The following is a 25891-nucleotide window of genomic DNA, read 5'->3' as shown; positions in this document are numbered from 1 at the left end:
CACGCCGGGGGCCGCAGCCGCGGGCCGGTGGGTTCGTGACCGGGTGGGCGGCGCGGGCGGGGGCTATGCCGCTAGACTGTGCCTCATGAGTGGCGTGAACGGAGAGCGGCGCCGGGAGCACAGGTGAACTACGCCGCGACCCTGGCCGTGCTGGTCGTCCTGGCCTTCTGCTTCCCGCTGACGGTGCAGCTGGCCGCGCAGGTGGGCGTGCCGGAGGCGGTCGTGATATCCCTGCTGGGCGCGCTGGTCACGTTCGGCCTGGCGACGTTCACGGTGCGCTGGCAGGTCAACCGGCACCGCGCGCACCTAGCGCGGCTGGAAGCGGCGCGGGCGCAGGTGGCGGCCGACCCGCAGAACCCCCGGGCGTACTTCGTGGGTGGGGAGCATCTGGGCACGCTGCTGCTGCGGCTGGATCGCCGGCGTGAGGCGGCGGAGGTCATCGACCGGTACGCGCGGCTGGGCGGAGCGCGCGAGTCGGAGATCGTGGCGCTGCGCGAGGCGCTGTCACGCGCGGAGCGGCGTCAGCGCCGCGCGCAGGGGGGGAACGCATGAAAGCCTACAAGGGCGTGGTGGAAAACGGAGTGGTGGTGATCATCGGGGGCCGCCTCCCCGAGGGAACGGTCGTGACGGTCACCGTGGGGGAGGGCGAGCTGCTGCGCGCCCGGATCACGAACGTCCTCAAGCGGCCCCGCAAGGTCAAGGTGCGCCTGAAGCCGAACACGGGCCTGGCGACGTCCGGTCTGGGTGGGGCCGGGGGCGGCATACTCGGCAGCGATGACTGAGCCGGAGTTTGCTGCGACGCCCGAACTGGACCTGCCCGACGTCTCCCCGGTGACCATCCCGGACGGGGCGCGGGTGTGGCTGGTCCCGACCCCGGTGGGCAACCTGGGGGACATCACGCTGCGGGCGCTGGAGGTGCTGCGCGCCGCCGACGCGGTCGCCTGCGAGGACACCCGCCGCACCGGGGCGCTGCTGACGCACCTGGGCATCAGGAAACCGCTCGTGCGGCTCGACGCCCACACGATGGGCCGCGCGCCGCAGGTGCTCGAGCGCTACGCGCGGCTGGCCTACGTGAGCGACGCGGGCACGCCGGGCATCAGCGACCCCGGCGCGGAGCTGGTCGCGGCGGCCGTGGCGGCGGACGTGCCGGTGGAGGCGTTGCCGGGCGCGACGGCGTTCGTGCCGGCGCTGGTGCTGTCGGCCCTGCCGACCGGGCGCTTCACCTTCGAGGGGTTCCTGCCCCGTTCGGGCCGCGACCGCAGGGAGCGGCTGACCGCCGTGGCCGCCCGCGCCGAGACGAGCGTGCTGTACGAGAGTCCGCACCGCCTGCACGCGACACTGGAGGATCTGAGGGACACCTGCGGGCCACAGCGCGCCGCGAGCGTGACCCGCGAGCTGACCAAGCGCTTCGAGGAGACGGTGCGCGGCACCCTGGCCGAACTGGCCGCGCACTTCAAGTCGGGCGTGCGCGGTGAGCTCGTGGTGGTCGTCGCGGGCCGCCCCGAGGGCGAGGCGAGGGGTGACGAGGTGGACCACGCGGCGCGTGCCCGGGAGCTGGCGGCGCAGGGCCTGGGTACTCGGGATATACGTGACCTTCTCATCCGGGAGGGTTTGCGTAAGAATGACGCTTATGCACTGGCACTCCAGGCGACCTCGGACGCCTGACCCCGGCGCGCGGCCCTCGCCCAACCCGGCGGGGCGGCGCGGCAGCCTGGAAGTGCTTCCACGGTGCGCTCAGTTCCACTCCCTACCCCGACAGCGAGGCCCAGCATGACCGAACCCCACTGCGATCCCCACCCCAACCCCGCCGGCATCAAGCGTGTGGCCGTCCTGACCAGCGGCGGCGACGCTCCCGGCATGAACGCCGCCATCCGCGCCGTCGTGCGCACCGCCACCTCCCAGGGCATCGAGGTCATCGGCGTCCGGCGCGGTTTCTCCGGGCTGCACCGCGGCGACTTCATCACCCTCGGGCCGCGCGACGTGGCCAACACCCTCCAGCGCGGCGGCACCATCCTGCTCTCGGCGCGCAGCCACACCTGGCGCACCCCGGAAGGCCGCGCCCGCGGCGCGCGGCACCTGCGCGCCCACGACGTGGACGCCCTGATCGTCATCGGCGGGGACGGCAGCTTCCACGGCGCGCACTTCCTGCAGGAAGAGCACGGCATCCCCGTGATCGGCCTGCCCGGCACCATCGACAACGACCTGTACGGCACGGATCACACCATCGGGTACTTCACGGCCGTCGAGACCGCCCTGGACGCCGTGGACAAGCTGCGCGACACCGGGGCCAGCCACGAGCGCATCTTCGTGATCGAGGTCATGGGCCGCCACGCCGGGCACATCGCCCTGGACGTCGCCGTGGCGGGCGGGGCCGAGGAGGTCTTCATCCCCGAGGACGCCAAGGAGGTCGCGGGCGTGCTCGACATCGTCAAGGCCTCGGTGAAGAAGGGCAAGATGGGCAGCATCATCATCGTGGCCGAGGGCTACCCCGGCGGCGCGACCGGCGTGGCCAAGGCCATCGAGGACGGGACCGGCATGGAAACCCGCGTGAGCATCCTGGGTCACATCCAGCGCGGCGGCAGCCCGGTGTCCTCGGACCGCATCCTGGCCAGCCGCCTGGGCGAGGCCGCCGTGTACGCCCTGATGGAGGGCCGGAGTGACGTCATGGTGGGCCGCCAGAACCACGGCACCAGCTTCACGCCCCTGGCCGACACCTGGGAGAAACGCAAGGACGTCAGCCGCGACCTGTACCGCTGCGCCAAGACCCTCAGCATCTGAGCGGCGCCCGGGCGAACCTCCAGCCGACATGAAGGGCGCGTTCAGGCGCGCCCCACGCCCGGGCGGTAGCGTGACCTCATGACTGACGACAAACGCGACCAGATCAAGACCGAGGACGAGATCAGCAACGTCGACCTGCAGTTCATGGGCCGCAGCAACCCCGAAGCGGAGATCGACGCCGCCGTGGACGCCGAGAACAAGGCCCCCAGCGAGTACCGCAAGGAGGGCCTGGACAAGCAGGACGTCGCCATGACCCAGAGCATGGACGCCAGCGATCCCCCCAGCACCAACATGGGCGACAGCGACAGCTGAAGCGTCCCGACGCGCAGCGCCCACGCCAGTTTCTTCCGGCGTGGGCGCTGCGCGTTCAGGCCCGGGGGTCTTTGCCCCTGCCGGGTCAGGCCCGGCGCGCCGGGGAAGGGGACTGCCAGAGGCAAGTCTGGTTCCGCCCGCCGGTCTTCGCGCTGTACAGGGCCTCGTCGGCGCGCTGGGTCAGCTGCGTGGTCGAGACGGCCATCCAGGCCACGCCCCCGATACACGGCCGCGTGACGCAGGCCGTCCACCTTCACGTCGCGCAGGATGACGGCGAATTCCTCCCCACCGTAGCGGTACGCCCGGTCACGGCCGCGCCCCTCGCGTTGCAGGACCTGCGCCACCTCCTGCAGCACCTCGTCCCCCACCTGATGACCGAAGGTGTCGTTGACCCGATTGAAGTGATCGACATCGACCAGCAGCAGGGCGTCGCCGGGGCCCATGGCGGTCAGGTCCAGATCGAACTGCCGCCGGGCAGAAGCAGTGGCAGGCCGTTCGCGCCGAACATCAGGATCAGGCTGGGCCAGTGCGGCCAGAACAGCGGTCCCACCGCGGGAATGCGGCGGCGCAGCAGGGCCGTCACGCCGATGACGGCCAGCAGGCTGGGCACGGCCGCGTACACGCCGGCTCCGCCCAGCCAGATGCGGTACGCCAGGGCGGGCAAGGCCACGAGCAGGCCCGGCAGCGGCCCGAACTGCAGGGTGACGAAGGCGACCGGCACCGCCCGCGCGTCGAGCACGATGCCGGGTGTGGGCTGCGCCGGGAACAGCAGGAGCAGCAGGGTGGCGGCGGCGAAGGCGGCCAGCCGCGCCATGGGCACGGGGCCGCTGCGGGAGGTGGGCCAGGAGCGGAAGGTGAAGCGCAGGACGGAATGAACGCTGATCAGCAGGCAGAAGTTGAAGAAGAGTTCACGCAGCATTCGGCTCCCCGGCGCGCGGCACGATCATTCCGGTGCCGTCCAGTGTAGATACGCGGCGGCTGCCTCTTTATTGATCGGGGCGTCTCAACAAGTGGTATCCTGAGTCCATGACCGCCACCCGCAGCACCCGCCAGCGCGACGTGATCACCCGCGTCCTGCACGACGCCGAGGGACCCCTGGGCGTCGGGGACGTGCTGGAACGCGCCCGCACGGACCTGCCCGCCCTGGGCGTCGCCACCGTGTACCGCACCCTGAAACTCCTGACCGACCAGGGCCGCATCCATCCCGTGACCCTGGACGGCGAGACCCTCTACGAATCGAGCGGCAAGGGCCACCACCACCACTTCGCCTGCACCCGCTGCCAGCGCGTGTTCACGCTGCACACCTGCCCGGTCGCGCTGCCCAGCGGCACCGTCTACCCCGGCGGGTTCATCGTGGAAGCGCACGAGGTGACCCTGTACGGCCAGTGCCCGCAGTGCGCGCAGGCCAGCTGACGCCTGCCGGAAGCAGCAGAGCGCCGCCCTCCACGACCAGTGAAGGGCGGCGCTGCCAGGGGCCGGCGGGTTTACTCGTAGCCGAGTTCGCGCAGGGCCTCGACATCCTCGCGCCAGCCGGGAATCACGATGACTTCAAGCCCCAGGTACACCTTGCGGTCCAGGAAGACCTCCAGCTGCTTGCGGGCCGCCTGACCGATCTCCTTGAGCTGCTTGCCGCCCGAGCCGATCACCATGCCCTTGTGCGCGTTCTTCTCCACAACGATCTCGCCCTCGATGCGCTGCAGGCCATCCTCGCGTTCCGTCCAGCGGTTCACGCGGGTGGCGACCGCGTAGGGCAGCTCGTCGCGCAGCTTCTTCATGGCCTCCTCGCGGATGATCTCGGCCGCCCACTGCTCGCGGCTCTGGTCGCTGGCGGGACCCACCGGGAAGAAGAAGGGACTCTCGGGCAGGATCTCGAGCAGCTGCTCGCGCAGGGTCGCCACGGCGTTCGGGTTGTTCTGCGCGCTGAGCATCGTGTCGCTCAGCTCGGCGTCACGGCCCTCGAGCAGCGCGCGGTAGAGCTTCATGGCCTCGTCGGGGTACTTGGCGGCGTCGGTCTTGTTGCCCACTAGGAACAGCGGCTTGGGCAGCTCGCGCACCTGCCGCGCCACGAGCTGATCCTCGTCGGTGGGCGGGTGGCGCAGGTCCACGACCCACACGACCGCGTCCACGTCGGCCAGGGCGCTGTGCACCTCGTGGTTCATGTACTTGCCCAGCGCGTCTTTGGGTTTGTGCAGCCCGGGCGTATCCACGAAGACGATCTGACGTTCGCCGCTGGTGTGGATACCGCGCACGCCCCGGCGGGTGGTCTGGGGCCGGGGGCTGGTGGGGGCCACCTTGGTCCCCAGGAAGGCGTTCAGAAGGGTGCTTTTGCCGACGTTGGGCTTGCCCACGATGGCCACGAAGCCGGAGTGGGTCTGCTCGCCGGAGGTAATGGAAGGTTCCGTCATCGCGCCGCATTGTGACATGCCGGGGCGCAGACAAAGGTGCCCCCGCCCCGTCCGGACATGAAGGGAGGATGAACGGGCCATGTGGCAACTTCGCTGGCCCAGCGGCCGTACTCCGTGCCATGAAAAGCCCCGTGACCAGCCGGCCCGAGAGCAGCGTGCAGGACATGTTCGCCCAGAGCGTCGCCGTCCTGAGCCGCCCCAGCCCCGCCACCTTCGAACGTTTCGAGCGCCGCGGCGGCCTGAGCAGCGCCCTGACATACGTCATGATCGCGGCCGTCGTCTCCGCCGTGATCGCCGCGCTGTTCGCCGGGCTGCACAGCGACGTGACCTTCTTCGGCCAGCTCCTGAGCCGCCTGATCAGCATTCCCCTGGGCTTCCTGGCCTACACCGGCGCGGTCTACCTGATCGGCCGGACCCTCTTCAAGGGCACCGGCACCTACGCCGAGGTCGCCTACTCCTTCGCGCTGTTCTACGTGCCGCTGAGCATCGTCAGCACCCTCCTGGGCATCATCCCCATCCTGGGCTGGCTGGTGATGTTCGTGATCGGCCTGGTCATGATCTACTTCGGGTTCCTGGCCGCCCAGAGCAGCCTGAACCTGCGTGACCAGACCCAGGCGATCGTCACGCTGGTGCTCGCCTGGATCGCCCAGCTGATCGTGGCCGGCGTGATCGGGGGCCTCATCAGCGGCCTTTTCCTGACCGGGCGCGTCATCTCCGGCAACTGAGCCGCCCAGCGGCAGGCGGGCTCCCGGTCACCTGGGGGCCCGCCTCGCTACCACCTGCCGCTGGGCGGACGCTAGGTTTCGCCGTACACGTACACCGCCACCGACATGCTGCCCTTGCCGCCCCCGTAGTACGTGCCGCGCACCGGCGAGACGTCGCTGTACTCGCGCCCATGCCCGATCTTGATGTGCTTCTCGCGCGCCACGCAGTTGTTCGTGGGGTCCAGCCCCAGCCACCCGTACTCCGGGATAAAGCATTCGACCCAGGCGTGGGTGGCCTCCGCGCCGCGCATCTCGCCGCCGCTGTACAGGTAGCCGCTCACGTACCGCGACGGGATGCCCAGCTGCCGGGTGATGCCCAGCATCGCGTGCGTGAAGTCCTGGCACACGCCCCGCCTGTGCTGGGCGAATTCCGCCAGGGGGGTGCTGACTGTCGTGGCCCTGGCGTCATAGGTGAACTGCGAGTACAGGAACGAGTTGAGGTGCTGCAGGTACTCGCCCAGATCGTCCTGCTCGCCCGGGCGGGTCACCCCGAACACCTCTGGCCAGGGCCCGGCCGGGACCCGCTGACACGGCACCAGAAACTCGGTCAGGGGACCGCGCGTGCCGCGCAGGGCCATCACCGGGGTCGGCCCCGGGTCGGGCAGCGCGTGGGTGTCCACCATCGCCTGCGCCTCAATCCGCAGCTGGGTGTGCTGGTCGTGCACGTGCACGTGATGCACGATCGCGCCGAAATAGTCCTTGTGTGAGGTGACCTCGGCCTGAGGCACCACATGCAGGTGGAACGACCGCACGGCCTGCCGCGCCTCCTGCGTGGGATGCAGGCGGACCTGATTGAACGAATCCCACGCCGGTTGCGGGTAGCGGTACTCGGTCACGTGCCGGATCTCACAGCGCACCGTTCACCTCCCTGAACCCTTGCCCGCCGCGCCTCATTCCTGCTCAAAGTACGCCGCGGTGATCGCGGCGCCCACGCCGTTCACATCGACGAGCAGGTCGGGCAGGCCCGGCTGCTGCCGGGTCAGGATGTCGTCGACCTGCGCGAATTCCAGGCGGGCCACCAGCCAGCGCGACAGGCGCAGCACCTCCGGATGCTCGCCGGGGTGACAGCGGTGAATCTGCTCCAGCGCGTCGTGCAGGTTCTGCACGCTGTAGCGCACGCTGCGCGGGAAGTACTCGTCGAGCAGCAGGAAGCCGGCGATCAGCCGCGGATTGATGCCCGCGTGGATGCGCTTGCGGTACGCCTCGTAGGCGCTGGCCCCCTTGAGCACCTGCGCCCAGCGCTGCTCGATCTGCACGGCCGCGGCCGGCTCCAGCGCGCCGCGCAGGGCCTCGGGTGTCAGGCGGCCCTGCAGGACGCGCAGCGTGTTGTCCGCCCGCTCCAGCATCTGACCGGCGCGCATGAACGACCAGCCCTCGTCGCGCGGCAGGGTGGCGAACGCGATCCCGAAGAAGAACTGCGACGCGTCGCGCGCCGCCACGCAGAACTCGAACAGCCCGTCCCGGTCGAGGATGTCGCCGGTCTCAAAGCACAGGTTCAGGTACGCGCGGTTCACGGCCTCCCACATCTCGCTGGGAATCCGGTCGCGCAGGCCCCGCGCGTTTGAGCGGGCAAACGCGAGGCTGCTGGCGATACTGGATGGATTCTCGCGGTCAAACGCCAGCCACGACCCCACGCTGCGGGCGTCCACCCGGCCGTAGTGAGCGCGCAGGGCCCCCTCGCCCCCCGTGAGATCAAGCAGCGGGCGCCAGTGGTCGCGGGCGCTGCCTGCCGATTCCAGGGTGGCGTAGTAGTTCACGCTCAGGAGCCGCGCCGTGTTCTCGGCGCGTTCCATGTAGCGGCCCATCCAGAACAGGTTCTCCGCCAGTCGAGACAGCAGCAGCATCAGCGGTCCTCCCCGTCAGCGTCCAGCTGATCCTTTTCCAGCTGCTGCTGGTACGACTGCGGCCCGCTGCGCCCGGACGCCACGCCTGCGGGCGGCGGACCCTCCGGGGCGCGCTGACTCTCGCCGTAGGCCGCCACCTGCGCCTCGTCGGCCGCCTGCGCGCGGTGCAGCGCCGCCTGGTCGGCCAGCACGGCCAGCGAGTCGGGAGACAGCGGCTCGCCCAGCGGCACCGCCCCGAAGCCCCCCTGCCACTGCGACTGGGATTGCGACTGTGACTGCGCCTGCCCGCCGCCCGACTGGGACTGCGTCTGACGCTGGCCCTGCCCGCCGACCGGATCGGTCGTTCCGTGCAGCAGCTGCGTCATGCCCAGCGGCGCCGCCGGACCGTCGTGATCGAGGACCCAGGTGTCCTTGCTGCCGCCCCCCTGCGAGCTGTTCACGACCAGGCTGCCCCGGCGCAGCGCCACGCGCGTCAGGCCGCCCGGCACGATCGTCACGTCCTGCCCGAAGAGGATGTACGGCCGCAGGTCCACGTGCGCCGCCTCGAACCCGCCGCTGTCGGGGTAGAAGGTCGGGTGCCGCGACAGGCCCACCACCGGCTGGGCGATGAAGTCGCGCGGATCGCGCCGCACCTTCTCCAGGTACGCCCGCACCTCGTCCCGCGTGGCGTCCGGGCCGATCAGCATGCCGTACCCGCCCGCCTCGCCCACCGACTTGAACACCAGTTCCTGCGCGTTCGCGAGCATGAACTCCAGATGTTCGGCGTTCCAGCCCAGGTAGGTGGGCACGTTGTTCAGGACCGGCGACTCGTTCAGGTAGTAGCGGATCATGTCGGGCACGTAGGCGTACACCGCCTTGTCGTCCGCGACGCCCGTCCCGATGGCGTTGGCGATCGCCACGCGCCCCTGCCGGTACACGTCCACCAGTCCGGCCACGCCCAGCGCGCTGTCCCGGCGGAACGCCAGCGGGTCCAGGAAGTCGTCGTCCACGCGGCGGTAGATTACGTCCACCTGCTGACGGCCGCCGGTCGTGCGCATCCAGACCCGGCCGCCGTCCACGAACAGGTCACGCCCCTCGACCAGTTCCACGCCCATCTGCTGCGCCAGGTAGGCGTGCTCGAAGTACGCGCTGTTGTACATCCCCGGCGTCAGGACGACCACCGTACCGTTCTCGCGCGGGCTGCTGTCGAGCAGCAGTCGCAGCAGCGCCGAGGCGTAGTGCTGCACCGGCCGCACGCCCTGCCCCTCGAACATGCCCGGGTACACCCGGGTCATCGCCTGCCGGTTGGCCAGCAGGTACGACACGCCGCTCGGCGAGCGCAGGTTGTCCTCGAGCACCAGGTACTCGCCCTGCTCGTTGCGGATCAGGTCCGTGCCGACCACGTGGGTGAACACCCCGCCCGGCGGGAGCACCCCGTGCACCTCGCGCCGGAAGTGGGCGCTCGTGTACACCAGTTCCGCCGGGATGACGCCGTCCCCGAGAATCTGCGCGCCACTGTAGATGTCGGTCAGGAAGGCGTTCAGCGCCCTTACCCGCTGGGTCAGCCCCGCCTCGATATGCGACCACTCGGTCGCCGGAATGATGCGCGGCACCGGATCGAACGGGAAGGTGCGCTCGGTCCCCTGCGCGTCACCGTAGACCGTGAACGTGATCCCCTGATTGCGGAACGCCAGATCCAGCAGCTGATGCCGCCGCCGGAACTCGCTCACCCCCAGGGCGTCCAGGTACGCCTGCACCCCCTGGTAATGGGCGCGTGCCACGCCATCAGCGGTGACCATCTCGTCATAAAACCTGCTCCCCGGCTCGTACTTCATTGCAGTCCTGCCCTCCCCGCATCCCCTGAGATGCACCAAGATACGCAGCGCTCCCGCGCCCCCGCGAGTCATGAGAGGCGACATGAAGAAAGCCGCACGGCCCGGGATACACTGCGCCCCATGACCGGAACCCCCATTCAAGCCGACGACCGGGCCCGCCTGGATCAGGTGTTCATGCAGGTCGTGCTGGACGTGCAGGCTCAGGCGCAGCAGACCGCGCCGGCCCAGAGCGGCACCCTGGCCGCGATGTTCCACAAGGAAACCGTCAGTGACGCCCTGCAGGGCTGCGCCATGCTGATCGCCGGCTGGAACCAGGGCCGCGTGGACGACGCCGGCCTGGCCCGCACGACCAAGGCCCTGCGCGCCCTCGAACTGCCGGAACTGGCCACCCGCGTCGAGAACCTGCGCCGCATCGCCCAGGGCTGAGCCGGGGCCCCCCCGGGCCGGTGCGGATGCCCCTGACGGGCGGGCGCAGCGGCAGGCGCGCCCCAGCGCGTACCATGATCCATGCCGCTGCATTTCCTGAAACGGGGAGAGGTCGAGCGTCCAGGTGCGAAGGCGCCGCGGACCGAACGGTCACGCCAGGAAGACCGGTTCGAGCAGCAACTTCGCCTGGCGCTGCAGGACCAGCCGGTCGAGGTGCGCGGGCCCACCATCCTCAGGGACGTGCTGGCCTTCGAGGTGCTGCCCGCGCGGCCCCAGGGCACCCTGGCCCAGAAGGCGCAGGTGAAGGTGGATTACGTGCTGGTCAATCCCCGCACGCAGACGCCGTTTGCGGGCATCATTCTGTCCTCCCGCTCGTACGGCCGGGACCGCCGCCGCCCCCCCACGCCGGCCACCGAGGCCGCCGGCGCGCAGCGGGCCATCGTCACGGTGCTGCACCTGAACCCCGCGCAGCTGGCGGACGCGCCCGCCATCCAGGTGGCGCTGAAACCCTACCTGCCCTGAGGCGGGCGGCGCGGCCTGTCTGCCGGTGCCCTAGACCGCCCACCCGGTTCACGCCGGGGGGTGGGCCTACACTTCAGGGCATGACCCCGCGCGGCTTCTTCTTTTATTGGTTCGGTTCCCACCGGGCCTAGTCGCGCTTGCATTCCACCCCCGACGCCCGGTGAGCCCACAAGCCACCGGGCGCTGCCTTACACCCCAGGAGCCCCGCCATGACGCACCCCGAACCCACCATCCACGCCGGCCGCACCGAGAACCTGAACGTCAGCGGCTTCACGCCCCTGATCACCCCCCGCGCCCTGAAGGCCCTGCACCCGCTGACCCCGCAGGCCGAGGCGACGGTGCTCGCGGGCCGCCGCGCCGCGCAGGACATCCTGCATGGCCGCGACGACCGGCTGCTCGTGGTGGTGGGGCCCTGCTCCATCCACGACCACGAGCAGGCGCTCGACTACGCCCGCCGCCTCGCCGCGCTGCGCGAACGGGTGGGAGACCGGCTGGAAGTGCACATGCGGGTGTACGTGGACAAACCCCGCACCACCGTCGGCTGGCGCGGCTACCTGCTTGACCCCGACATGAACGGCGCGAACGACATCAACAAGGGCCTGGAACTCACCCGCAAGCTGATGGTGCAGGTCAGCGAGCTGGGCCTGCCGGTCGCCACGGAACTCCTCGACCCGTTCGCCCCGCAGTACGTGTTCGACGCGGTCGCCTGGGCCTGCCTGGGTGCCCGCACCACCGAAAGCCAGACGCACCGCGTCATGAGCAGCGCCGTGTCCGCCCCGATGGGCTTCAAGAACGGCACGGGCGGCGGCATCAAACTCGCCGTGGACGCCATCGTCGCCGCGCGCGCCTCGCACGCGTTCTTCACCATCGACGACGACGGGCAGGCCTGCATCGTCCATACGCTCGGCAACCCCGACGGGCACGTCATCCTGCGCGGCGGCCGCGGCGGCCCCAACTACGCCCCGCAGTTCGTGAAGGAGGCCGCCGACCTCATGACCGCCGCCGGCCTGACCCCGGCCGTCATGGTGGACTGCTCGCACGCCAACAGCGGCTCGGATCACACCCGCCAGAGCCTCGTGTGGCGCGACGTGCTGCACCAGCGCGCCGCCGGGCAGAGCGCCGTGAGGGGCCTGATGATCGAGAGCAACCTCCGTCCCGGCAAGCAGGGCATTCCCAAGGACCTCAGCACCCTGGTGCCCGGCCTGAGCGTCACGGACGCCTGCGTCGGCTGGGACGAGACCGAGGCGCTGCTGCTCGAGGCGCACGCCGCACTGGAGAAGCAGGCGGCGGGCCGCGAGACCGTCAGCGGCTGACCACACGATCCGGCCGCAGCCTTCGGAGGTCTCGGGGAGCATCCTCAGGGCCTCCGAGTGAGTTGGGTGACCGCCGTGAAACCAGCCCCCCACCCCGGACGCCTGCCAGGGTGAGGGAGAGGCCCCGTTCAGGTCAGGGATTCTGCACGAGGCGGAAGTCACGGAAGCTCAGGCCGTAGCTGCTGCCCGCCGCGCCGACCGCGCCGAGAAGCTGGAACTGCGCGGCCGGGTTCGTGACGGGCGCCGTGAAGGTGTACGTGAAGGTCTGCTCGGTGGCGCCCAGGGCGGCCTTGCCGTCCAGGTAGCGGGCGTAGCTGCCGCCGTTCTCGCCGATGACCACGGCGACCTCGCGGGCGTCGCTGGCCCGGCCCCTGAAGGTCAGGGTGTAGGACTTCCTGGCGGTCAGGGGGACCTCGGTCTGGTTCAGCTGCACGTGCCAGTTGTTCGCGGGGTCCACGTCCCTGACGTTCAGGGTGATCACGCCGCCGCTGACGCCCGCGCTCAGGCGTTCGGGCACGTTGCTCCAGGCGGTCCAGTACGCAGTGCCGGGCACGCCCGCGATGCCGGGGACGGTGGCGGTGGCGTCCTGCGTGAACGCGGCGTTGTACAGCAGGTTGCCGTCCGCGGCGGGTGGGCGCGCCCCGGCGGCCGTCCCGACGCGCCGCACGACCACGTTGTCGAACCACACCGGGCCGGTGCCGGCGTTCCCGAGGTTGAATTCCAGGCGGGCGGCGGCGTCGGTGGTGGCCTTCATGTCGAAGGTGACGGTCTTGCGTTCCTTCGTGGTGCCGATCTGCACGGCCCGCTCGCCGGAGTACGCGGCGTACCCGCGGTCCTGCCCGCCGCCGACCTTGAGCATCATGGGGCGGGCGCTCTGCGCCCAGGCGTCGAAGCTGACCTCGTACCGGCCGCCGGACTCGATGTTCAGGCCGTCCTGGCGGACCTGCACGGCGTAGTTCACGCTGCCCGCATTGGTGACGTCGGCTTTGAGGGCCCCTGCGTCGTTGCTCAGGGTGACCTGCCCGTCACTGGTGTACAGCGTCCAGAACCTGCTGTTCGCCGCGCTGCTGAGGCTGCTCGTGTCGGGCGTCACGCGCGGGTCGGTGTCGGCCCAGTCGAAGGACCCGTTGTACACGAGGTTCCCGTCGCTCAGGGCCGGGCGGGCGGGTTTCGGCGTCCAGGGGTAGGTCATGTCGGGGCGCGGTCCGGCGCTGCCGGTCTCGGTCTGCATGCCGTACACGCGCACGTAGTCCACGAGCATCTGGCCCTGGTCGGGGGTGGTCGCGTCGGGGTTCCCGTCGAAGTTGCCGCCCACGGCGAGATTCAGCAGCAGGTAGAAGGGCCGGTCGAAGGGGGCGGGCCAGGCGTTCAGGTCGGCGTCGCTGCTGGGGGGATTGTTCTTGGCGCTCCACCACTGGGTCTTCTCGCTGGTGACCTGCCCGTCGATCAGCCACTGGATCTTGCCGGGCGTCCACTGCAGGGTGTAGGTGTGCCACTGGTCCATGCTGCCCGCGTTCGGGTAGCTGGCGGTCTTGCTGGCGTACACGTTGTTCGGCCACACGCCGCCGTAGTGGATGGTGTGCGCGACCTCCGTGGGTCTGCTGCCCCATCCCTCGGCGATGTCGATCTCGCCGTTCGCGGCCCAGCTGGCGTAGGGGCTGGGTTCCTCGGGCAGCATCCAGATGGCGGGCCAGAACCCCTTGCCTCTGGGGAACTTGGCCCGGATCTCGAACTTGCCGTACGCGCGGCTGAACTTCCCGGCGGTGCGGATACGGCCGGACGTCCAGTCGAAGGTGCCGGCGGTGCGGCCAGCAGGGCCGGTGATCTTCTCCCTGCGGGCGGTGATGACGAGGGTGCCGCCCTGCACGCTGACGTTGCTGGCGCGGTCGGTGTAGTACTCCAGTTCGTTGTTGCCCCACCCGGCCACGTAGTCCGTGCCGGCCGTGAACCCGTTGCCGGTCTGGTAGCTCCATTTGCTGGTGTCGAGGCCGGTGCCGCTGAATTCGTCCTGCCAGACGGGTGTGGCGCTGCTGGCGTCCGTGAGGGTGCAGGCGCCGAGCAGCAGGGACAGGGGGAGGAGGACGGGCAGGGGAGAACGGGACATGAGACCTCCTGGGCGCCCACAGGCGCAGGAACGGGACGCGCCGCGCCCGCTGGGACGTGACGACAGGGGTGACCCCGGCTGGGTGGGGTCGGTGGACGGTGGATTGACCGGAGCGTAAGCCAAGCTGAAAGCGCTGTCAAGGCAGAGGCGAAAGCCGGGATTCGCGCGGCAGGACGCCTAATCTGGCTATCCGGCGAACGAATGGAGCGTGCGGCGTATAGCGCTCGCTCACCCACGAATTCGGGTGGTGCCGCTCCGGAGGGCGGACTGGCGTCGCCCCACACGCCGCGCAGCCCGGTTCCGGTATGGACCGGGCTCACCTCCGCTGGTTCGCGGTCCTCTGCCCGAAGATCGGTATAAGTTTTCCAGGCGAACGAATGGCCCGCCTGACCTGCCGTGAAGGGAACTTCACCCCCCGCTACGGAAGGGCACGCCAGATCGGCCCATGCTGGGGGATATGCCTCGCCCGGAACGCACCTTCGGCGGCGGACGCCCGCCCAGCCAGCGCCCCAGCAAGACCTGCGCCCACTGCGGCCTCCCGTTCACGTGGCGCAAGAAATGGGAACGCGACTGGGACACCGTCAAGTACTGCTCCGACCGCTGCCGCTCGGCCGCGAAACGCAGGACCGAATGACCGGCCCCGCCTACGGCCTCGTGTGCCTGACCACCGGGCCCGAGATCCGCTTCCGCACCATCACCCTCACCCGCTACCGCGCCCTGCCCCCGGCGCAGCGGTACGGCACGCTGCTCGACCTGTACGCCGACAACGTCGCCCGCGTGCGCCGCGCCGCCGACTACTGCGCCGCGCGCGCCATCCGCCTGTACCGCCTGAGTTCCAGCCTCTTTCCCATGCTGGACCTGGACGGGGACGACACCGGCGCGCAGGTCCTCGCCCATCTCGCCCCGCAGCTTCGGGACGCCGGGCACGCCTTCCAGGACCACGGTATCCGCGTGCTGATGCACCCCGAGCAGTTCATCGTGCTGAACAGCGACCGCCCCGAGGTCCGCGCGAGCAGCCTGCGGGCCATCACCACCCACGCGCAGGTCATGGACGCCCTGAACCTGGAGCGCAGCACCTGGAACCTCCTGCTCCTGCACGGCGGCAAGGGCGGCCGCGCCCAGGAACTCCAGGCGATCATTCCCGACCTGCCCGACGCGGTCCGCCTGCGCCTGGGCCTGGAAAACGACGAGCGCGCCTACAGCCCCCGCGACCTGCTGCCCGTCTGCGAGGCCACCGGCACCCCGCTGATCTTCGACGCGCACCACCATGTCGTCCACGACCGCCTGCCCGATCAGGAGGACCCCAGCGTGCGCGAGTGGGTCCTGGCCGCCCGCCGCACCTGGAGCCCGCCGGAGTGGCAGGTCGTGCACCTCAGCAACGGCCTGGACGGCCCGCAGGACCGCCGCCACAGCTGGCTGATCGATCAGCTGCCCAGCGCGTACCACGACGTGCCCTGGATCGAGGTGGAGGCCAAGGGCAAGGAAGAAGCCCTGGTCGCCCTGGGGGCCTGCGCCCCTGCCCTGACCGCGTGACGCCCTCCCACAGTCCCCTGCGCGTGGTCGTCATGGGGGTCTCCGGCAGCGGCAAGAGCACCCTGGGCCGCGCCCTGGGCGCCGCGCTGCACGCCCCCTTCCTGGACGGCGACGACTACCACACCTCCCAGGCCCGTGAACGCATGCACGCCGGGCACGGCCTGACCGACGCCGACCGCGCCCCCTGGCTGGCCCGGCTGCGCGCCGAACTGGACGCCCAGGGGCGCGTGGTGCTGGCCTGCTCGGCCCTGAAGCGCACCTACCGCGACGCGCTTCGCGCGCCCGGGACCCGGTTCCTGTACCTGGACGTCCCCGAACCCCTGCTGGCTGCGCGCCTGCGCCAGCGGCCCGGCCACTACGCCGGGGCGGACCTGCTCCCCTCACAGCTCGCCACCCTGGAGGCCCCTCAGCAGGGCGAGCACGACGTCCTCACCCTGCCCGTCACCCCCGCCACGACCCCCACGGCGCTGCTAGCACAGGCCCTCACTGCACTCAAGGTCACCTGAGGCAGCGCCGCCCGACCCCGCCACTTACGCTGCGGACATGCCGCGACTCCTGAGCTTCCTCCCCGCCCTGCTGCTCGCCCCCGCCAGCGCCGCCGGCATCATCGGGAGCAGCGTCACCACCACCCAGATTCAGCAGTCGGCCTTCTGCCAGCAGTACAGCTGCGGCGAACCGTTCGTGTGGGGCCGCGACTGGCAGTATCCGTTCACCCGCTACCAGGGACTGACCGTCACGCGCGAATCCGGTGAGCCCGGCAGCCGCGTCGTCAGCGTCCAACTGTGGGTCCGCAATGACGGGCTGAACGCCACCGCCGACCGGCAGGCCTTCCAGCAGATGCAGAAACTCGCCCTGGGCTACGTGCCGTATACCGGCCCGGTCGAACCCTGTTACGCCGCCATGAGCACCCGCACCCTGGTCAGAGCTCCTGACGAACGCGCCTCGGACGTAGGCTGCGAACTCTGGGACAGCACCACCGATTTCACGGTCAGGGCCGACCGCGCCTACCTGACCCGCACCGCCCCTGCCCCGGTCACGATCAGCAGCGGCCCCACCAAGCTGAACACCTGGACCTTCACCACCTGCGTGGGCGCGGGCGGCACGAACAGCTACCTGACCATGGGCGAGGCGGCGCGCTGCACCCTGCGCGTTACCACCAAGGGCGAGCAGAGCCCGGTCGTGAAGGCCGAACTCCAGTACGAGATCGAGTACGTCCAGAACGGCCAGTACGTCAAGACACTCCTGCCGGCGAAGGAACTGTGGCTGCCGGGCCGCGCGCCCGGCCCGCTCGACCCGCGCCTGACCCAGCAGGGCCGCGTGATCGACCTGAATGTCAGCCTCGCCGTGAAGAAGGTGCCGGGCCGCACGGTGACCAGCCTCAACACCATCGCGCGGCTGACCTTCGCGAACGGCGCGGTCAAGACGGCGTACGAACCCCTGCTCGTGCGCTGACCTGCCCAGCGCGCCGACCTGCCCAGCGCGCCGACCTGCCCAGCGCGCCGACCTGCCTCCCGTTCACGCCCCGCACGCGCTACCCTGCGGGGCGTGAATGTTGTCGTGTTCGACCTGGAAACCACGGGCCTCTCGCCGGAACGCGACGGCATCGTCGAGATCGGCGCGGTGCGCATCGTGGACGGTCAGGTGGACGAGACGCAGCGCTACGAGACCCTGGTGCGCCCCACCACCGCCGAGGGCCGGCCCCTCCTGATCCCCTGGCGCGCCGAGCAGGTGCATGGCATCAGCAACGACATGGTGCGCGCCTCGCCCACCATCGGCGAGGTTCTGCCCGAGTTCCTGGAGTTCGTGAACGGCTGGCCGGTCGTGGCGCATAACGTCGGCTTCGACGCCGGATTCATGCGCGCCAACGCCGCCCGCGCCGGCCTGCACTGGAACCCGCAGGCGGAATACTGCACGGTGCAGCTCTCGCGCCGTGCCTTTCCGAGGGAGCGCGCCCACAACCTGACCGTCCTCGCGGAGCGCCTGGGCCTGAACTTCGCGCCCGGTGGGCGTCACCGCTCCTTCGGGGACGTGCAGGTCACCGCGCAGGCGTACCTGCGCCTGATGGACCTGCTCAAGCAGACCTGAGTCCGGGCGAGGTCGGCGGCTGAACTGGCAAGGGAAGAACCCGGCCAGCGCGACCGGGTTCCTGCGGCGCGGAGGCCTTATTTCATCAGGCGGAGTTTGCGCTGCTGCGCGGTCTCCTCGGGGAAGACGACCACGCCCGTCTGGGCCTTGAAGGTGGGGCTGAAGCGCATCTTCGCGCCCTTGCCGACGCTCAGGCCTTCAAGGCCGTTGAGGTTCTCGTACCACTTGTACGCAGTGACGGGCACGCCCGCACTCTTCGCGGCGTTCAGGACGCTGCGGTAGCCCTCGTGCGCGAGCTGCGCTGCCCCCAGGTAATCCAGGGCGTCGTACTTCGTCTTGGCCTGCACGAACTTGCTGTCGGCGCCCTGCGCGGCGCTGCTGACCGTTCCCGCCTTGTTGGCGCGGCGCACGAGTTCCAGGATGGCGTTGGTGTTGTTCAGGTAGGCGGCCGTCAGGTAGCGGTACTGGCTGTCCAGGTTGAACTGCCCGAAGGTGCGCGACAGGTCGTTGTAGGACATGATTGAAGCACTCTGGTCGCCGGTGTTCACGAAGTAGAACTGCCCGCTGGGCCCGTAGGAGAGGTCCTGCTCGCTGTCGTACCCGTCGTGCGGGTGGCTCAGGCTGAGGTGGTGACCCGTCTCGTGCACCGTGGTGTCGGTGAAGCCGTATCCGGCGGCGACCAGGCCGGGCGTGAGGAAGGAGTACACGAAGCTCTGGGTACCGGTCTCGCCGTCGTCGTAGGCGACGCCCAGCAGGCCGCCCTGGCTGTCCTGGTTGTCGTTGAACGAGTAGATGGGCAGCTGGTACGTGCCTGCGGGCGTGGCCTTGTACTCCTCGCGCAGTTCCTTCACGCCGAACTGGAAGAGTTTCTCGCCGCTGAAGTCCGCGTAGTCCGGCGAGCAGATGTCGTCGGCCACGACCGGGAAGAAGCACTTGTACACGTCGGCCAGGTCACCGTCGAGCGCGGTGGTCTTGCGCGTGGAGCTGAAGGTCGTGAACGGCTGGAGCACCTTCACGCGGTCCTGCAGCAGCGCGCTGTTCAGCAGCCGGGTGGGGTCGGTGGCGCCCTCGCCCTGCTCGACGTGCACGTCCAGGTTGATCTTCTCGGGCATGTCGGGGGGCGTCAGCGCCGCGCGGTAGATGGGACTGGGCGTGAACAGCAGGTTGATGGCGGTGTAGCGCGCCACCAGGGCCAGATCGGGGCTGACCTTGCGGCCGTAGCCGATGCTGGCCTTGCGGGTGCCGTACTCCCAGACGGGAGGCATGCGGTAGTCGGCCGCGCCGTCACCGTCCACGTCGTCGTTGGTCACGTCGTAGGCATTCGTCCAGGGGTCGGGGTTGGCGGAGAGGTCGTAGAACCATACGCGCTGCGCGGGGGCGTTCTCGCGGGCGCTGCCGCCCCAGGCGATCAGGCGGCGGCTGCCACGCGCGCCGAATTTCGTGCCGGTGTCGGTGTCGGCCGCGTCGGCGCGGGTGTAGCTGTGGAACTTGAAGTCGGGGCGGTCATACCAGTTCACGAAGTAGATGGTGTACTCGCCGTTCTTCACGCCGACGCGCGCGCCGTTGTCCGCCAGCCAGTTCTCGGTCTTCAGGGCGTCGATCTCGAAGTTGCCGGTGATGACGCGGTTGATGTTCCCGGCGGGCGCGTCGCAGTCGGGCAGGCCGGTGTCCGGGTCCGAGCTCTGGCAGTTGTACACGCTCTGCTGCACGGTCAGGGGTTTTTCAGCGCCGGCAGACTGCACGAACTTGAAGAAATCATCCTCGAAGCTCTGGTCGGCAAAGACATAGTTGTAATCGAAATCGAAGCTGGTCCCGGTCTTCTCAGTGCGGCCGTACGCGCTGGGAATGCGGTTCACGGCGTCGTAGCTGCCAGGGAGGCGCTGATCGAAATCCTGGGTGTTGATCTGCCGGGCCGTGGCGGGCTGACCGGGAGGGGTCTGGCGGTAGCCGACGAATACGATGTTCACCTTCAGCTTCGTATTGATGGTGTCCTGCACCCCGGGTTTCAGGGCCTGCAGGACGCCGAAGGCGCTCTGACCGGGTTCAGTGCCCGGGGTGGGCGTGGTGGTGGCGTTGGGGCTGGTGCAGCCGGCCAGGAGGGCGGCGCTCAGCAGGGCAGTGGCAACAAGTTTGTGGTTCATGAGACTCCTGATGGGTGGGGGCGTGAGAGATCCGCGCTGGATCAGGGTGGGTCCGTGTCATGCCCGGCGGGTCACGCAGAGCACATCTGAATGGAATGACCTGCTCATCCTACTCCTGTTCCCCCAAACAGGTGTGTAGGTATGCAGCCCGGCGCAGCTGACCGGTCACCTTGACCCTGCCGGCCAGCGCGCGCTACCCTCTTCGGTAGCTCCCGCGTGGAGCGACCCACTTCAGAGCGCCCGAGAGACCTGGCTCGTTGACGGCGCGGCAACCGGACCTCATCACGTCACGGTGCCAAGGCCAGCCCCGCAGGCGGGTCAACGATGACCGCCGCCGGGGAGCAAGAGGGAAGGTCACGCGGTGATATCTCAGCGCCCCTTCTCGCATCCCACGAGCAGGGGCGCTGCCTTCGTATCTGGCGCCCCACCGACGCACCCCACCCCAGGAGGCGCAGTCATGGCGCACAAATTCGAGACCTTGCAGGTTCACGCCGGGCAGAAGCCCGACCCCACCACGGGCGCGCAGCAGACGCCCATCTACCCCACGAACAGCTACGTGTTCCAGTCCCCGGAGCACGCGGCGGACCTGTTCGGGCTGCGGCAGTTCGGGAACATCTACAGCCGGATCATGAACCCCACGAACGCCGTGTTCGAGGAGCGCGTGGCGGCGCTGGAGGGCGGCGTCGGGGCGCTCGCGGTCGCCAGTGGGCACGCCGCGCAGTTCCTGGCGATCACGAACGTCGCGCAGGCGGGGGACAACATCGTGTCCAGCCCGAACCTGTACGGCGGGACCGTGAACCAGTTCCGCGTGACCCTGAAACGCCTCGGGATCGAGGTGCGCTTCACCAGCCGCGACGAGCGCCCCGAGGAATTCACGGCGCTGATCGACGACCGCACGCGCGCCGTGTACCTGGAGACCATCGGCAACCCCGCGCTGAACATCCCGGATTTCGAGGCGATCGCGGCCGCCGCGCACGCGCAGGGCGTCGCGGTGATCGTGGATAACACCTTCGGTGCGGGCGGGTACTACTGCCAGCCCCTCAGGCACGGCGCGGACGTGGTGCTGCACTCCGCGAGCAAGTGGATCGGCGGGCACGGCAACGGCATCGGCGGCGTGATCGTGGACGGCGGCACCTTCGACTGGGGCAACGGCCGCTACCCGCTGATGACCGAACCCAGCCCCAGCTACCACGGCCTGAACTTCTGGGAGACCTTCGGGGCGGGCAACCCGCTGGGCCTGCCGAACGTGGCGTTCATCATCCGCGCCCGCACCGAGGGCCTGCGTGACCTGGGCCCCACGCTGGCCCCGCAGCAGGCGTGGCAGTTCCTGCAGGGCCTGGAAACCCTGAGCCTGCGCGCCGAACGGCACGCGCAGAACGCGCACGCACTGGCCTCCTGGCTGGCCGCGCATCCGGACGTGGCGCGCGTCACGTACCCCGGCCTGAGCAACCACCCGCACTACGACCGCGCGCAGCATTACCTGCCGCGCGGGGCGGGCGCCGTGCTGACCTTCGAGCTGCGCGGCGGGCGCGCGGCGGGCGAGGCGTTCATCCGTTCGGTCGCGCTGGCGCAGCACGTGGCGAACGTGGGGGACACCCGCACGCTGGTGATCCACCCGGCCAGCACCACGCACAGCCAGCTGGAGGAGGCCGCGCAGCGCGCCGCCGGGGTCACGCCGGGACTGGTGCGCGTGTCGGTGGGCATCGAGCACATTGACGACATCCGCGAGGACTTCGCGCAGGCGCTGGCCGCCGCGCTGGTCGAGGCAGGCGACACCGTCGGAGAGGAAGCGTGACCGCCCTGACGCACCCCGCGTCCACCCTCTTCCCGCTGACGGCGCCGGATGACACGCCCGAACGATGTCAGGCCGGGGAACGCCCTCGCCTGCGGGTCGCGCGGCTGTTCCGCACCGCCCCGTTGCTGCTCGACTGCGGCCTGCCCGTCAGTGACGTCCGTCTCGCCTACCACACCTACGGCCAGCCGCAGGAGACCGCCACCCTGGTCCTGCACGCCCTGACCGGCACGAGCGCCGTGCACGAGTGGTGGCCGGATTTCCTGGGAGCGGGCAAACCCCTCGACCCCGCGCGCGATTACGTGATCTGCGCCAATGTCCTGGGCGGCTGCGCGGGCAGCAGCGGCCCCGCCGACCTGCCCACTCTGGGCGGCCAGGACGCCCCGCTGACCCTGCGCGACCTGGCCCGTGCGGGCCGCGCCCTGCTGGAGCAGCTGGGCGTGAAGCGCGTGCGGATCGTAGGCGGCAGCATGGGCGGCATGCTCGCGTATGCGTGGCTGCTCGAATGCCCGGACCTGGTCGAGAAGGCCGTGATCATCGGTGCCCCGGCCCGCCACTCCCCGTGGGCCATCGGCCTGAACACGGCTGCCCGCAGCGCCATTCGCGCCGCGCCCGGCGGGGAGGGGCTGAAGGTCGCGCGGCAGATCGCCATGCTCTCCTACCGCAGCCCCGAGAGTTTCGCCGCCACGCAAACTGGGCAGCGCGCCCCGGGCGTTCCCGCCATCACGTCCTACCTGCACCACCAGGGCGAGAAGCTTCAGGCGCGCTTCTGCGAACGCACCTACGTTGCCCTGACGGGCGCGATGGACGCCTTCCAGCCCAGTGACGCGGAACTGCGGACCATCCGCACGCCCGTCCTGGCCGTCGGGATCAGCAGCGATCAGCTGTATCCGGCCGCCGAGGTGCAGGCCAGCGCGGCACTCCTCCCGCACGCGCGGTATATCGAACTGAACAGCATCCACGGGCACGACGCGTTCCTGATGGACGCGGGCGACCTGCCAGAGCAGGTCAGCGGGTTCCTGACCGCCTGAGCCCCACCTCAATCCACATCAGGAAGCCGCGCCGCGTCCGGGAGTCATGCTCAGACGGGCGCTTCCGGCATGGTTACACGCGCCGCAGGGACTCATGCGGTTCCGGCGGCAGAGTCACGTGGATGGTGTCACCGGGTGTCACTTCGCCCCCCTCCACCACGACGCCCATCACCCCGGCGAGGAACACCGGGGCGCCCGCGTCGTCCGTGCCGATCAGGCGGCGCATCAGGCCCGGCTGGAACGCGTCGATCTGTGCGCAGGGGTTGCGCAGGCCGGTCACCTCGACCGCCGCGCCGGACGGAAAGGTCAGCCGCGTGCCGCGCGGCAGGGCCAGCAGGTCCAGGCCGCGCGTCGTGATGTTCTCCCCCAGGTCAGCCGGTTGCACCCGGAAGCCGTCTGCCGCGACCTGACCAAACAGTTCGGCGTGGATCAGGTGCACCTGTCGCAGGTTCGGCTGCGTGGGGTCCGCCCGGACCCGCGAGCGGTGCCGCACCGTGTCGCCCGCGTGCGCGTCGCCCTGCACGCCCAGCCCGGCCAGCAGCGTGATCCCCGGCTGCGGCGCCTTGCTGAAGCGGTGCGTGCCGTCCCGCGCGACGGCGATGACCTCGGCCTCATGGATCGTCATGCGCCGAGCGTACCCCGCACCCGCTACAGCAGCCGCTCGGGTTCGTTCAGCAGCGCCCGGATCGGCGCGAACGACCGGCGGTGCGCCTCACTGACGCCCAGGTCACGCAGGGCCGCGCGGTGGGCGGGCGCGCCGTACCCCTTGTGCCCCGCGAAACCGTAGCCGGGGTGCTGCGCGTCCAGTTCCAGCATCAGCCGGTCGCGTTCCGTCTTCGCCAGGAGGCTCGCGGCGGCCACCGAGTAACTCAGCGCGTCGGCCTTCGGCGGGGCTGTCAGGGGCAGGTCCGTGCGGAGCTTCAGGTAGTCCGTGACCAGCGCCTGCGGGGGCGGGTCCAGCCGCGCCAGCGCCCGGGCGGCAGCCGCGTGGGTGGCGCCCAGGATGTTCAGGCGGTCGATCTCGTCCGGCCAGGCGTGCTCCACCGCCCAGCTCACCGCCACCTCGCGCACCTGCGCCGCGTAGGCTTCCCGCTGCGCGGCACTGAGCTGCTTACTGTCCCGGAACGGGTACTCCGCCGCCGCGCCCGGCAGGATCACGGCCGCGACCGTCACCGGCCCCGCCCACGCGCCGCGCCCGGCCTCGTCCACGCCCGCCACGCGGAAGAAGCCGCGCCGCCAGTGCTCACGCTCGAAGGACCAGTCGGGGGTGACGGAGGGTCGGGTCATCGCGCGTACCCTAGCGCAGCGGCGCCGCCGACGCCTCCGGGCCCGCCGCGCGGCGGCGCAGCACGTGCCGCAGCACCTTTCCACTGGCGGTTTTCGGCAGGTCAGTCACGACGTGCACGCGGCGCGGCCAGGCGTGCGTGGGCAGCAGCGGCTCACAGAAGCGCTGCAACTCGCGGCCCTGAACCTGCGCGCCGGGGTGCAGGGTCACGAACGCCACGGCGATCTGCCCGGCGTCCGGGTGGGGGGCGGCCACCACGACCGCCTCGCGGACGCTGGGGTGGCGGTACAGCGCGGCCTCCACCTGCGCGCTGCTGACCGGCTGCCCGCCCAAGTGCAGCAGGTCCCCGGCGCGGTCGAGGATCTCCAGGCGGCCGTCGGGGTGCATGACGGCCAGGTCGCCGGTGTGCAGCCAGCCGCCGTCCAGGGCGCGGCGGGTCGCGGCGCGGTTGCGGTGGTAGCCGCGCATGACCTGATTGCTGCGCACGACGATCTCGCCGGGCGTGAAGCCGTCGTGTGGGACGCTCTGGCCGTCCTCGGTGACGGCGCGCACCTCCCCGGCGAACGCCATGGGGTGTCCCTGGCGGTTCAGGGCTGCGGGCAGCTGCCCGGGCGGGGTGGGGGGCAGGTCGGCCGGGTCGGTCAGGGTGAGGAGGGCGCTCGTCTCGATCAGGCCGTAGCCGTGCAGCACCTCGAAGCCCTGCCCGGTCAGCGTGCCGAGCAGGCGCGGGCCGGGGCTGGTGCCCGCCACGAGCACCCGTGTGGGGCTGCCCAGCGTGAGGGGCGCGGCCGGATCCGAGAGCGGCGCGAGCAGCGCGGGTGAAGCGCACAGGTGCGTGACGCCGCGCGTGAGCAGGTCCGCGCGCAGCGAGTCGCCGGGCAGCAGGTGGGTCGCCCCGGCGGCGCTGACGGTCCACGGGCTGCCCCAGCCGTTGCCGTGCGTCAGGGGCAGGGCGTGCAGGTAGCGGCTGGGGGGCCGGAGGTTCAGGTGGTACAGGAGGTTGGCCTGGTTCACGAACGCGGCGCGGTGCGTGAGCATGACGCCCTTGGGGTCGCTGGTGGTGCCGCTGGTGTAGTTGATGCTGATCGGCTGGTCCTCGTCCAGCGTGTCCGGCAGGGCCAGCGGGGCGGGGGAGAGGCCGCCCAGGCGCCCCAGCAGCGGCGCCCCGGGTCCGGTGGGGACCACGGGGACGTTCAGGGCCTTCAGGGTGTCCTGCACGCGGGGGAGGTCGCGGGTGTCGATGAGCGCGGCGGTGGGCTGGGCGTGCTGCGCCAGGAAGCGCAGGGCGTCGTCGGGAAAGGCGGGGTTCAGGGGCACGATCACGGCCCCGGCCAGCGGGACGGCGTGGAAGGCCAGCAGGGCGTCGGCGGTGTTCGGGCCGATCAGCAGGACGTGCGCGCCGGGCTGCACGCCCAGCCCCCGCAGGTGCGTGACGAGGCGGGCGGTGGCCCCGGCGAGGTCGGCGTAGGTCAGCGCCGCTTCGCCCGGTGCCTGCAGGGCGGGGCGGTGGGCGTGGACGGTCAGGGCGCGCAGGACGGCACTCAGTGGGCTGAGGGGGATCTTCACGGGGGGCCTCTGGGCGGGGTGGGGCGCGTGTGGGGGCGGAAAATCAGTCTGCCCGCATGGAACGGTGGGCTCACTGACCTGTCTAGATCAATAGAGTCATATTCTCAGGAAAGGTCGATCTGTCTAGTCAGGTTAGCTGGCAGCCGACCCACCCCATCCGCATAATCGACTCACCC

At 70.5% G+C, this 25891-nt stretch carries 27 protein-coding genes, 1 pseudogene and 1 riboswitch; of the genes and pseudogenes, 17 read left to right on the top strand and 11 right to left on the bottom strand.

What is annotated here, in order from left to right; translation table 11 throughout:
* Nucleotides 1-123: 123 nt before the first annotated feature.
* The 5 genes from AUC44_RS10345 (at nt 124) to AUC44_RS10325 (ending at nt 3090) form a co-directional block, all read left to right on the top strand.
* Nucleotides 124-552 (top strand): hypothetical protein, encoded by a 429-nt coding sequence (locus AUC44_RS10345; RefSeq protein ID WP_062158558.1) that lies wholly within the window; start codon nt 124-126, stop codon nt 550-552.
* Entirely contained in the window at nt 549-782 is a 234-nt protein-coding gene (locus AUC44_RS10340) for a hypothetical protein (RefSeq protein ID WP_062158557.1), read from the top strand. Before AUC44_RS10345 ends, AUC44_RS10340 begins: the two co-directional genes overlap by 4 nt.
* Nucleotides 775-1665 (top strand): 16S rRNA (cytidine(1402)-2'-O)-methyltransferase, encoded by an 891-nt coding sequence (rsmI, locus tag AUC44_RS10335; protein ID WP_082689026.1) that lies wholly within the window; start codon nt 775-777, stop codon nt 1663-1665. Before AUC44_RS10340 ends, rsmI begins: the two co-directional genes overlap by 8 nt.
* 105 nt (nt 1666-1770) lie before the next feature.
* A complete protein-coding gene (pfkA, locus tag AUC44_RS10330) occupies nt 1771-2778 on the top strand; it encodes a 6-phosphofructokinase (protein WP_062158556.1) in 1008 nt (335 codons plus the stop codon).
* 78 nt (nt 2779-2856) lie between these two features.
* Nucleotides 2857-3090: a hypothetical protein gene (locus AUC44_RS10325; RefSeq protein WP_062158555.1), complete on the top strand. Its 234-nt coding sequence runs from the start codon at nt 2857-2859 to the stop codon at nt 3088-3090.
* Between the two features lie 287 nt (nt 3091-3377).
* Here the strand turns inward: AUC44_RS10325 and AUC44_RS16215 are convergent.
* Nucleotides 3378-3533 (bottom strand): annotated as a pseudogene (locus tag AUC44_RS16215) (diguanylate cyclase); the annotation flags it as partial.
* A gap of 5 nt (nt 3534-3538) precedes the next feature.
* Nucleotides 3539-4009, bottom strand: a complete 471-nt coding sequence (locus AUC44_RS10320) for a LytS/YhcK type 5TM receptor domain-containing protein (RefSeq protein WP_062158554.1) — start codon at nt 4007-4009, stop codon at nt 3539-3541.
* Between the two features lie 107 nt (nt 4010-4116).
* On the opposite strand from AUC44_RS10320, the gene AUC44_RS10315 reads away from it, so the two are divergent.
* Nucleotides 4117-4503 carry a Fur family transcriptional regulator gene (locus AUC44_RS10315; RefSeq protein ID WP_062158553.1) on the top strand — a complete coding sequence of 129 codons (387 nt, stop codon included), beginning with the start codon at nt 4117-4119 and terminating at the stop codon, nt 4501-4503.
* A 71-nt stretch (nt 4504-4574) separates the two neighbouring features.
* Here AUC44_RS10315 and era read toward each other — a convergent pair whose 3' ends face one another.
* Entirely contained in the window at nt 4575-5495 is a 921-nt protein-coding gene (gene era / locus AUC44_RS10310; RefSeq protein WP_062158552.1) for a GTPase Era, read from the bottom strand.
* Nucleotides 5496-5614: 119 nt separating this feature from the next.
* Between era and AUC44_RS10305 the strand changes: the two genes are divergently transcribed.
* Nucleotides 5615-6220: a YIP1 family protein gene (locus tag AUC44_RS10305; protein ID WP_062158551.1), complete on the top strand. Its 606-nt coding sequence runs from the start codon at nt 5615-5617 to the stop codon at nt 6218-6220.
* A 71-nt stretch (nt 6221-6291) separates the two neighbouring features.
* Here AUC44_RS10305 and AUC44_RS10300 read toward each other — a convergent pair whose 3' ends face one another.
* The 3 genes from AUC44_RS10300 to AUC44_RS10290 are packed head-to-tail and all read right to left on the bottom strand — an operon-like array spanning nt 6292 to nt 9863.
* Nucleotides 6292-7116: a transglutaminase family protein gene (locus tag AUC44_RS10300; protein WP_062158550.1), complete on the bottom strand. Its 825-nt coding sequence runs from the start codon at nt 7114-7116 to the stop codon at nt 6292-6294.
* Nucleotides 7117-7149: 33 nt separating this feature from the next.
* Nucleotides 7150-8103 (bottom strand): alpha-E domain-containing protein, encoded by a 954-nt coding sequence (locus AUC44_RS10295; RefSeq protein WP_062158549.1) that lies wholly within the window; start codon nt 8101-8103, stop codon nt 7150-7152.
* Nucleotides 8103-9863, bottom strand: coding sequence for a circularly permuted type 2 ATP-grasp protein (locus AUC44_RS10290; RefSeq protein WP_231724414.1), 1761 nt, complete (start codon nt 9861-9863; stop codon nt 8103-8105). Before AUC44_RS10290 ends, AUC44_RS10295 begins: the two co-directional genes overlap by 1 nt.
* 174 nt (nt 9864-10037) lie before the next feature.
* Between AUC44_RS10290 and AUC44_RS10285 the strand changes: the two genes are divergently transcribed.
* The 3 genes from AUC44_RS10285 (at nt 10038) to AUC44_RS10275 (ending at nt 12178) form a co-directional block, all read left to right on the top strand.
* Nucleotides 10038-10343 carry a hypothetical protein gene (locus AUC44_RS10285; protein WP_062158547.1) on the top strand — a complete coding sequence of 102 codons (306 nt, stop codon included), beginning with the start codon at nt 10038-10040 and terminating at the stop codon, nt 10341-10343.
* Nucleotides 10344-10424: 81 nt separating this feature from the next.
* Nucleotides 10425-10865, top strand: coding sequence for a hypothetical protein (locus tag AUC44_RS10280; RefSeq protein WP_062158546.1), 441 nt, complete (start codon nt 10425-10427; stop codon nt 10863-10865).
* Nucleotides 10866-11074: 209 nt separating this feature from the next.
* Nucleotides 11075-12178, top strand: coding sequence for a 3-deoxy-7-phosphoheptulonate synthase (locus AUC44_RS10275; RefSeq protein ID WP_062158545.1), 1104 nt, complete (start codon nt 11075-11077; stop codon nt 12176-12178).
* A 133-nt stretch (nt 12179-12311) separates the two neighbouring features.
* Here AUC44_RS10275 and AUC44_RS10270 read toward each other — a convergent pair whose 3' ends face one another.
* Nucleotides 12312-14282, bottom strand: coding sequence for a carbohydrate binding domain-containing protein (locus AUC44_RS10270; RefSeq protein WP_062158544.1), 1971 nt, complete (start codon nt 14280-14282; stop codon nt 12312-12314).
* Between the two features lie 457 nt (nt 14283-14739).
* Between AUC44_RS10270 and AUC44_RS17365 the strand changes: the two genes are divergently transcribed.
* From AUC44_RS17365 to AUC44_RS10250, 5 genes are all read left to right on the top strand, one after another.
* Nucleotides 14740-14916 carry a DUF2256 domain-containing protein gene (locus AUC44_RS17365; RefSeq protein ID WP_082689025.1) on the top strand — a complete coding sequence of 59 codons (177 nt, stop codon included), beginning with the start codon at nt 14740-14742 and terminating at the stop codon, nt 14914-14916.
* Nucleotides 14913-15815 (top strand): UV DNA damage repair endonuclease UvsE, encoded by a 903-nt coding sequence (uvsE, locus tag AUC44_RS10265; protein WP_062158543.1) that lies wholly within the window; start codon nt 14913-14915, stop codon nt 15813-15815. Before AUC44_RS17365 ends, uvsE begins: the two co-directional genes overlap by 4 nt.
* A complete protein-coding gene (locus AUC44_RS10260) occupies nt 15812-16321 on the top strand; it encodes a gluconokinase (RefSeq protein WP_231724413.1) in 510 nt (169 codons plus the stop codon). Before uvsE ends, AUC44_RS10260 begins: the two co-directional genes overlap by 4 nt.
* A 37-nt stretch (nt 16322-16358) precedes the next feature.
* Nucleotides 16359-17267 carry a hypothetical protein gene (locus AUC44_RS10255; RefSeq protein ID WP_062158542.1) on the top strand — a complete coding sequence of 303 codons (909 nt, stop codon included), beginning with the start codon at nt 16359-16361 and terminating at the stop codon, nt 17265-17267.
* Nucleotides 17268-17360: 93 nt separating this feature from the next.
* The gene (locus tag AUC44_RS10250; protein WP_062158541.1) at nt 17361-17900 is read left to right on the top strand and encodes a 3'-5' exonuclease; all 540 of its coding nucleotides are present in this window, start codon (nt 17361-17363) and stop codon (nt 17898-17900) included.
* A 77-nt stretch (nt 17901-17977) separates the two neighbouring features.
* On the opposite strand, the gene AUC44_RS10245 is transcribed toward AUC44_RS10250, so the two are convergent.
* Nucleotides 17978-20041 (bottom strand): zinc metalloprotease, encoded by a 2064-nt coding sequence (locus tag AUC44_RS10245; RefSeq protein WP_062158540.1) that lies wholly within the window; start codon nt 20039-20041, stop codon nt 17978-17980.
* A gap of 224 nt (nt 20042-20265) precedes the next feature.
* Nucleotides 20266-20360, top strand: a riboswitch (SAM riboswitch).
* A 138-nt stretch (nt 20361-20498) separates the two neighbouring features.
* Between AUC44_RS10245 and AUC44_RS10240 the strand changes: the two genes are divergently transcribed.
* Nucleotides 20499-21836 carry an O-acetylhomoserine aminocarboxypropyltransferase/cysteine synthase family protein gene (locus AUC44_RS10240; protein ID WP_062158539.1) on the top strand — a complete coding sequence of 446 codons (1338 nt, stop codon included), beginning with the start codon at nt 20499-20501 and terminating at the stop codon, nt 21834-21836.
* Complete coding sequence (locus AUC44_RS10235; RefSeq protein ID WP_082689024.1) at nt 21833-22864, top strand: homoserine O-acetyltransferase family protein; 1032 nt, start codon at nt 21833-21835, stop codon at nt 22862-22864. The genes AUC44_RS10240 and AUC44_RS10235 overlap by 4 nt, the downstream gene beginning before the upstream one ends.
* Nucleotides 22865-22937: 73 nt before the next feature.
* Here AUC44_RS10235 and AUC44_RS10230 read toward each other — a convergent pair whose 3' ends face one another.
* The 3 genes from AUC44_RS10230 to AUC44_RS10220 are packed head-to-tail and all read right to left on the bottom strand — an operon-like array spanning nt 22938 to nt 25715.
* Nucleotides 22938-23489 carry an MOSC domain-containing protein gene (locus AUC44_RS10230; RefSeq protein ID WP_062158538.1) on the bottom strand — a complete coding sequence of 184 codons (552 nt, stop codon included), beginning with the start codon at nt 23487-23489 and terminating at the stop codon, nt 22938-22940.
* Between the two features lie 23 nt (nt 23490-23512).
* Nucleotides 23513-24151, bottom strand: coding sequence for a ribonuclease HII (locus AUC44_RS10225; protein WP_062158537.1), 639 nt, complete (start codon nt 24149-24151; stop codon nt 23513-23515).
* Nucleotides 24152-24161: 10 nt separating this feature from the next.
* On the bottom strand, nt 24162-25715 hold the full coding sequence (locus tag AUC44_RS10220) for an AMP-binding protein (protein ID WP_062158536.1): 1554 nt from the start codon (nt 25713-25715) through the stop codon (nt 24162-24164).
* Nucleotides 25716-25891: the final 176 nt, after the last annotated feature.

Origin of the sequence: Deinococcus actinosclerus, assembly GCF_001507665.1 — a bacterium.
GTDB classification, from domain to species: Bacteria; Deinococcota; Deinococci; order Deinococcales; family Deinococcaceae; genus Deinococcus; species Deinococcus actinosclerus.
This window is presented reverse-complemented; position numbering and strand designations above follow the sequence as displayed.